9 protein-coding genes are annotated in these 6,027 nt (G+C 71.0%); 5 read left to right on the forward strand and 4 right to left on the reverse strand.

All coding sequences use genetic code 11. From position 1 onward, the window contains the following. Window positions 1–36: 36 nt before the first annotated feature. Window positions 37–1,215 carry an NAD(P)-dependent malic enzyme gene (locus PSH25_RS14085; protein WP_238659526.1) on the reverse strand — a complete coding sequence of 393 codons (1,179 nt, stop codon included), beginning with the start codon at window positions 1,213–1,215 and terminating at the stop codon, window positions 37–39. Between the two features lie 144 nt (window positions 1,216–1,359). Next, window positions 1,360–1,710 carry a S24/S26 family peptidase gene (locus PSH25_RS14090; RefSeq protein ID WP_220090464.1) on the reverse strand — a complete coding sequence of 117 codons (351 nt, stop codon included), beginning with the start codon at window positions 1,708–1,710 and terminating at the stop codon, window positions 1,360–1,362. 84 nt (window positions 1,711–1,794) lie between these two features. Here PSH25_RS14090 and sodN point away from each other — a divergent pair, with 84 nt between their 5' ends. Genes sodN through PSH25_RS14105 form a run of 3 tightly spaced genes read left to right on the forward strand, consistent with a single transcriptional unit; the run spans window position 1,795 to window position 3,157 of the window. Further along, window positions 1,795–2,199: a superoxide dismutase, Ni gene (gene sodN, locus PSH25_RS14095; protein ID WP_203149355.1), complete on the forward strand. Its 405-nt coding sequence runs from the start codon at window positions 1,795–1,797 to the stop codon at window positions 2,197–2,199. After that, entirely contained in the window at window positions 2,196–2,717 is a 522-nt protein-coding gene (locus PSH25_RS14100; protein WP_238659527.1) for a GNAT family N-acetyltransferase, read from the forward strand. The genes sodN and PSH25_RS14100 overlap by 4 nt, the downstream gene beginning before the upstream one ends. A gap of 32 nt (window positions 2,718–2,749) precedes the next feature. Continuing rightward, on the forward strand, window positions 2,750–3,157 hold the full coding sequence (locus tag PSH25_RS14105) for an ATP-binding protein (protein ID WP_030336681.1): 408 nt from the start codon (window positions 2,750–2,752) through the stop codon (window positions 3,155–3,157). Between the two features lie 22 nt (window positions 3,158–3,179). Here PSH25_RS14105 and PSH25_RS14110 read toward each other — a convergent pair whose 3' ends face one another. Continuing rightward, the gene (locus PSH25_RS14110) at window positions 3,180–3,569 is read right to left on the reverse strand and encodes a hypothetical protein (RefSeq protein ID WP_238659528.1); all 390 of its coding nucleotides are present in this window, start codon (window positions 3,567–3,569) and stop codon (window positions 3,180–3,182) included. A gap of 43 nt (window positions 3,570–3,612) precedes the next feature. Here PSH25_RS14110 and PSH25_RS14115 point away from each other — a divergent pair, with 43 nt between their 5' ends. Further along, window positions 3,613–4,563: a diacylglycerol/lipid kinase family protein gene (locus tag PSH25_RS14115; RefSeq protein WP_238659529.1), complete on the forward strand. Its 951-nt coding sequence runs from the start codon at window positions 3,613–3,615 to the stop codon at window positions 4,561–4,563. 449 nt (window positions 4,564–5,012) lie between these two features. After that, the gene (locus tag PSH25_RS14120; RefSeq protein ID WP_088950012.1) at window positions 5,013–5,270 is read left to right on the forward strand and encodes a WhiB family transcriptional regulator; all 258 of its coding nucleotides are present in this window, start codon (window positions 5,013–5,015) and stop codon (window positions 5,268–5,270) included. A gap of 86 nt (window positions 5,271–5,356) precedes the next feature. Here PSH25_RS14120 and PSH25_RS14125 read toward each other — a convergent pair. Next, window positions 5,357–6,027: sirohydrochlorin chelatase (locus tag PSH25_RS14125; protein WP_238659530.1), on the reverse strand; the 671-nt coding region annotated here is incomplete at its 5' end.

Genomic DNA, 6,027 nt, shown 5'->3' on the forward strand with positions numbered 1-6,027 from the left:
GGCGCATGCTGCGCCGGAGCCCCGGCCGCATGCGAACTAGCGGCGGGCGACGCCGTCGCGGCGGGCGGCTTCGGCGACCGCCTCGGCCACGGCCGGCGCGACGCGCGGGTCGAGCGGGGACGGGACGATCGCGTCGGCGGTCAGGGACTCCGCCACCACACCGGCGATGGCGTCTGCGGCGGCGACCTTCATTCCCTCGGTGATCCGGGTGGCACCGGCGTCCAACGCGCCGCGGAACACCCCGGGGAAGGCCAGCACGTTGTTGATCTGGTTGGGGTAGTCGCTGCGCCCGGTGGCCACCACCGCGACGTGCCGGGCGGCCACCTCGGGGTGCACCTCGGGGGTGGGGTTCGCCAGCGCGAACACGATCCCGCCGGGCGCCATCCCGGCCACCGCGGCCTCGGGAATCTGCCCGCCGGAGACCCCGATCAGCACGTCCGCGTCGCGCAGCGCCTCGGTGATGTCGCCGTGGCGGCCGTCGGCGTTGGTGCTCGCCGCCAGCTCGGCCTTGGTGCCGGTCAGCTCGGTGCGATGCAGGCCGATGATCCCCTTGGAGTCACAGACCACCACCTGGTCGGGGTTGACGCCCCCGGCGATCAGCATCTTCGTCACCGCAACGCCGGCCGCGCCCGCGCCGCTCACCGCCACCCGCAGGTCACCGAGCTTGCGGTCGAGCAGCGTCGCGGCGTTGCGCAGCGCGGCGAGCACCACGATCGCGGTGCCGTGCTGGTCGTCGTGGAAGACCGGGATGTCCAGCGCCTCGTCGAGCCGACGCTCGATCTCGAAGCAGCGCGGCGCGCTGATGTCCTCCAGGTTGATCCCACCGAACGAGGGTGCCAGCGCCCGCACCACGGCGACGATCTCGTCCACGTCCTGGGTGTCCAGGCACACCGGCACCGCGTCCACCCCGGCGAACTGCTTGAACAGCACCGCCTTGCCCTCCATCACGGGCAGCGCGGCCCGGGGGCCGATGTTGCCCAGCCCGAGGACCGCCGAGCCGTCGGTGACCACCGCGACCGTGTGCGACACCCAGGTGTAGTCGTCCACCAGGGCGGGGTCGGCGGCGATCGCCTCACACACCCGGGCCACCCCCGGGGTGTACGCCAGGGAGAGGTCCTCCCGGCTGGTGAGCGGCACGGTCGAGGTGACGGCCATCTTGCCGCCCCGGTGCAGCAGGAAGACGGGATCAGCGGGGTCCACGGTGGACGAAGACATGTGGTGACTCCAGGATCTGTCGAGCAGATGTGAGGCGGCCGGCCCCGCCGCGAGGTGGGCGGCGAGCGGTGGCACGCGGTGCGGGGGGTCACCCGGGCACTTTCCGAGCATAGTGTCGGCACCACCCCTCGGATGTGAGCAGGGTCATAACTGGCGGCGAGGCACCCGTCCGGGGCGCGGCCAGTAGCGGGCCACCACCCGTCCGCGTACGTCGGCCACCCCGTACGCCCGGGAGTCGTCGGTGATCAGGTCGTTGTCGCCGCGCAGCCACCAGCCGCCGTCCTGCGGCCGGACCGCACGCTTCACCACCAGCAGATCGGGCCGGGTCCGGAAGACCGCTACCACCACGTCGCCGGCGCGGATCGGGCGGCCACCGGGACGAACCAGTACCGCGTCGCCGTGCCGCAGGGTCGGGGCCATGGACGGGCCGGTCACCAGAACGGCGGTCAGCGGCCTGCGCAACCGGGGCACCTCAGCCGGGTGATCGGCGGCCACTGGTTTCACCTCCACCCGGTTCGGGGAGCATTCCCAGGAGTAATGTCGCCTTTGATCATCGCAAACTTCCCATGGAGGATCCCGATGCGACTTCCGCGCATCCTTGCGCCCCGCGTCACCGCGAGCGCTCACTGCGACCTGCCGTGCGGTGTCTACGACCCGGCTCAGGCCCGGATCGAGGCCGAATCGGTCAAAATGATCTGCGAGAAGTACCAGGCGAACACCGACCCGGAGTTCCGCACCCGCGCCATCATCATCAAGGAGCAGCGCGCCGAGCTGGTCAAGCACCACCTCTGGGTGCTCTGGACCGACTACTTCAAGGCCACGCACTTCGAGAAGTACCCGCAGCTGCACCAGCTGTTCAACGAGGCCACCAAGCTCGCCGGCGCCGGTGGCGTCAAGGGCAGCCTCGACCCGGCCACCGCCGACAAGCTGCTCGGGAAGATCGACGAGATCTCGAAGATCTTCTGGGAGACCAAGAAGGCGTGACCTCACCGGTCATCCCGACGGTCCGGCCGGCACGTCCCGAGGACGTGCCGGCCGTCGTTGCCATGGTGCACGAGCTGGCCGAGTACGAGCGCGCCCCGGAGCAGTGCCACCTCACCACCGAGCAGCTGGCCTCGGCCCTGTTCGCTCCGACGCCGGCGCTCTTCGGTCACGTCGCGGTGGACGAGCACGACGAGCCGGTCGGTTTCGCGCTGTGGTTCCTCAACTTCTCCACCTGGGCCGGCGTGCACGGCATCCACCTGGAGGACCTCTACGTCCGGCCGGCCGCCCGGGGCACCGGCGCCGGTCGGCTGCTGCTCGCGACGCTGGCCGACATCTGCGTACGACGCGGCTACCGGCGGCTGGAGTGGTGGATGCTCGACTGGAATCCGGCCGCCGGCTTCTACGCCTCGATCGGCGCCGAGCAGATGAGCGAGTGGGGTCCCTACCGGCTCAGCGGCGACGCGCTCCACGAGCTGGCCGACCAGGCCACCACCGTCGGCACGCGTACGGGCGACTGACCGGGTAGAGTCCCCGACCGGGGGGATGAGGCGTGACTCAACTGACTGGCCAGCCAGCGACCGACGACGACGTGGTGCACCTCACGGTGCCTGCCGACGGCGGTTACCTCGGCGTGCTCCGCACCGCCACCGCCGGTCTCGCGGCCCGGTTGCAGTTCGCGCTCGACGAGATCGAGGATCTGCGGATCGCGGTCGACGAGGCGTGCGCCATGCTGCTCGCCATCGCCACCCGTGACGCCGAGCTGGAGTGCCGCTTCGCGGTCACCGAGGACGCGCTGACCGTCGAGGTGACCGTGCCGACCGTGCGTGGCGCCACCCTGCCCGCCGAGTCGTCCTTCGCCTGGAAGGTGCTCACCGCGCTGACCACGTCGGCGTCCGCCACGTCCGCCGACGGTCGGGCCACGATCGCGCTGCTCACCCGCCGTTCCGGCGGTTACTGACCGACCCGACGCGCGGGCGCGGTCACTCGAAGCCGAGGGCGCGGGTCGTCGGAGGGCAGATCAGCAGCCAGGCCACGCCCAGGCCGAGCGCCATCAGTGGCACACCCAGCCAGCCCAGCCCCGCCTGGATCATGAACCACCCGATGGGCAGCAGCATCAGCTGAAGCACGATCGCGGGGGCCCGTGCGCCCGCCTGACGGCGCAGCAGCGCCCGGCCCAGCGCCCAGAGCACCACGGCCGCCCCGATGGCGAACACGGTCACCAGCAACGCCGCCAGCAGGTCGGTGCGGGTGGCCGTGAGGTCGGCCCAGACCAGCCAGACGGCGATCAGCCCGACGACGGCCGCCTCCGCCCACAGCAGCCGGACCGCCCAGCGGAGCGTGACGGGGATCGGGTCCGAGTCGATGGTCACGCGCGCCACGATACCCGGGCTGCCGAGAGGTACAGTGCCGCCCATGCGGGCCGTCCTGGTGGTCAATCCGAAGGCCACCACCACCAGCGAACGCAGCCGGGACGTGCTCGTCCGGGCGCTGCGCAGCGAAGTCGATCTCAGCGTGCGCTACACCCGTCGGCGCGGGCACGCCGTGGCGCTGGCCCGGGAGGCAGCCGCGGAGGGGGTCGACCTGGTCGTCACCCTGGGTGGCGACGGCACGGTGAACGAGGTGGTGAACGGCCTGATGACGGCCGAACCGCCGAGTCGCGCCGGCGATGCCCCGATGGCCGAGCGGCTGCCCGCGCTGGCGACAGTCCCCGGTGGCTCGACAAACGTGTTCGCCCGCGCGGTGGGTCTGCCCCGGGAGTGGCCGGAGGCGACCAGCATGATCCTGGAAGGGCTGCGGCTGGGCCGGAGCCGGACGGTGGGGCTGGGCCTCGCTGACGACCGCTACTTCACCTTCTGCGCCGGGTTCGGCCTGGACGCCGCGGTGATCCACCGGGTGGAGCAGGCCCGGCGGAAGGGGCGGGTGTCCACGCCGTCGCTCTATCTGCGTTCGATCATGAACCAGTACTTCCTCGCCTCGGACCGGCGGCACCCGGCGATCGTCCTGGAGCGTCCGGGTGAGGCGGCGGAGGCCGAGCTGGCCACCGTCATCATCCAGAACACGGCGCCCTGGACGTACCTGGGCGACCGGGAGGTCAACCCGAACCCGGCGGCGTCGTTCGATCTCGGGCTGGATGTGCTGGCCCTACGTCAGCTCCGGGTGGCTAGCACAACACGGACAGTGACGCAGTTCCTGTCCCGGCAACCGAATCCTCGCGGCCGGCAGGTGTTACGACTCCATGACACGGCGGAGTTCACGCTGGTCTCCAGCCGCCCGCAGGCGTTCCAGCTGGACGGGGACTATCTCGGCGAGCGGGAGAAAGTCAGATTCACCTCCGTTCCCGCCGCACTGAGAGTAATCTGCTAGGTCTCGGGTACTGCCCTTGGTCGACACGGTGGCCACAACCGATCGACATGGTCGCCGCCACACCGAGGGGCAGGTGCCGGAAATGTCAGCAATGTCACGCGGACTGTACTATATTGATCCTCGACTGTGGCACGGCGGGTAACCAGGAAAGCACTGGAACCCGGACAAATGGGTTGTGGGCTTGCTCACCGCCCGGAGTTTTTCCGAGCGTCACCCTTGACATCGCGACTGTTCGTGAAAGTATTCACAAGCGGACTTGAGTTACCGGGACATTGCCTGGATATGCTCGTCAGGTTGAGCTGTTCCAGCAGGTCCCCGGCGCTGAACGCCTGCTCACGCACTGCCGAATGGACGGACGCTAACTGTCACCATCGGCACTGCGGATGCATATAGGAAAAGCACGACAAGCAATTGTTCGCCACCCATCCAGAATGAGGAGTGTTGCCGCCATGGACTGGCGTCACCATAGTGTCTGCCGCGACGAGGACCCAGAGCTGTTCTTCCCGATCGGGACGTCTGGACCGGCTCTGCTGCAGGTCGAGCAGGCCAAGGCCGTCTGCAGGCGCTGCTCCGTGACCGACCAGTGCCTTCAGTGGGCACTCGAGTCTGGTCAGGACGCCGGCGTCTGGGGCGGAATGAGCGAGGAGGAGCGGCGCGCTGTCAAGCGGCGCGGCGGTCTCCGGGTGCTGCGCGCTCACTCCGCCTGATCCCCAACGACATAGCTGTACGCCCCGGTGGGTTCGCCCGCCGGGGCGTTCCGCTGTCCGGCGCCGGATCACCGTGCCGGCACGGGTCAGCCCGTCGACGCCAGCACCGGCCGGTCGTCGACCCGACGCAGCACCAACTCGACCAGCTCCGGTGCGTCGGTCAACGGCGCGGCGACCGCCACCGCGCCCGCCGCCCGAGCCGCCTCCGTCACCGCGTCGTGGAACAACCCCGGTGCCAGGAAGTACGCGGACACCGCGACCCGGCGCGCGCCGGACGCCCGTAGCCGGGACACCGCCACGCCGGCCGCCGGTGGAGCCGCCGACGCGTACGCCACCCGACAGGGCACCCCGAACTCCACGCCGAGCGCATCGGCGACCCGACCCACCGAGCGGCGCGCCCGCGCGTCCCGGGTGCCCGCCGCGGCCAGCACCACCGCGTCGAAGCGACCCGGACGTGTCTCACCCAGCCGACGGCACAGCCCGGCCAACAGGCCAGGATCGGGCGTGTCGTCCGCCGGGCCGAGCACATCGGTCACCCGTACCGCCAGCGGTGGCCCGGACCGCGTGGCCGCGGCGACCGCCGCCGGAATGTCCACCCGGTGGTGGTACGCGGCGGTCAGCAGCAGCGGCACCAGCACCGCCCGGCGGTGGCCGGCCACGGCCAGGTCACGCAGCACGTCGGTCGGCCCCGGCTCGGTGTGGTCCAGCCAGCTCGCCCACACCGGTGTGCCCGGCCGGGCCGCCGACACAGATCGGC

Origin of the sequence: Micromonospora foliorum (assembly GCF_022229015.1) — a bacterium.
GTDB classification, from domain to species: Bacteria; Actinomycetota; Actinomycetes; order Mycobacteriales; family Micromonosporaceae; genus Micromonospora; species Micromonospora foliorum.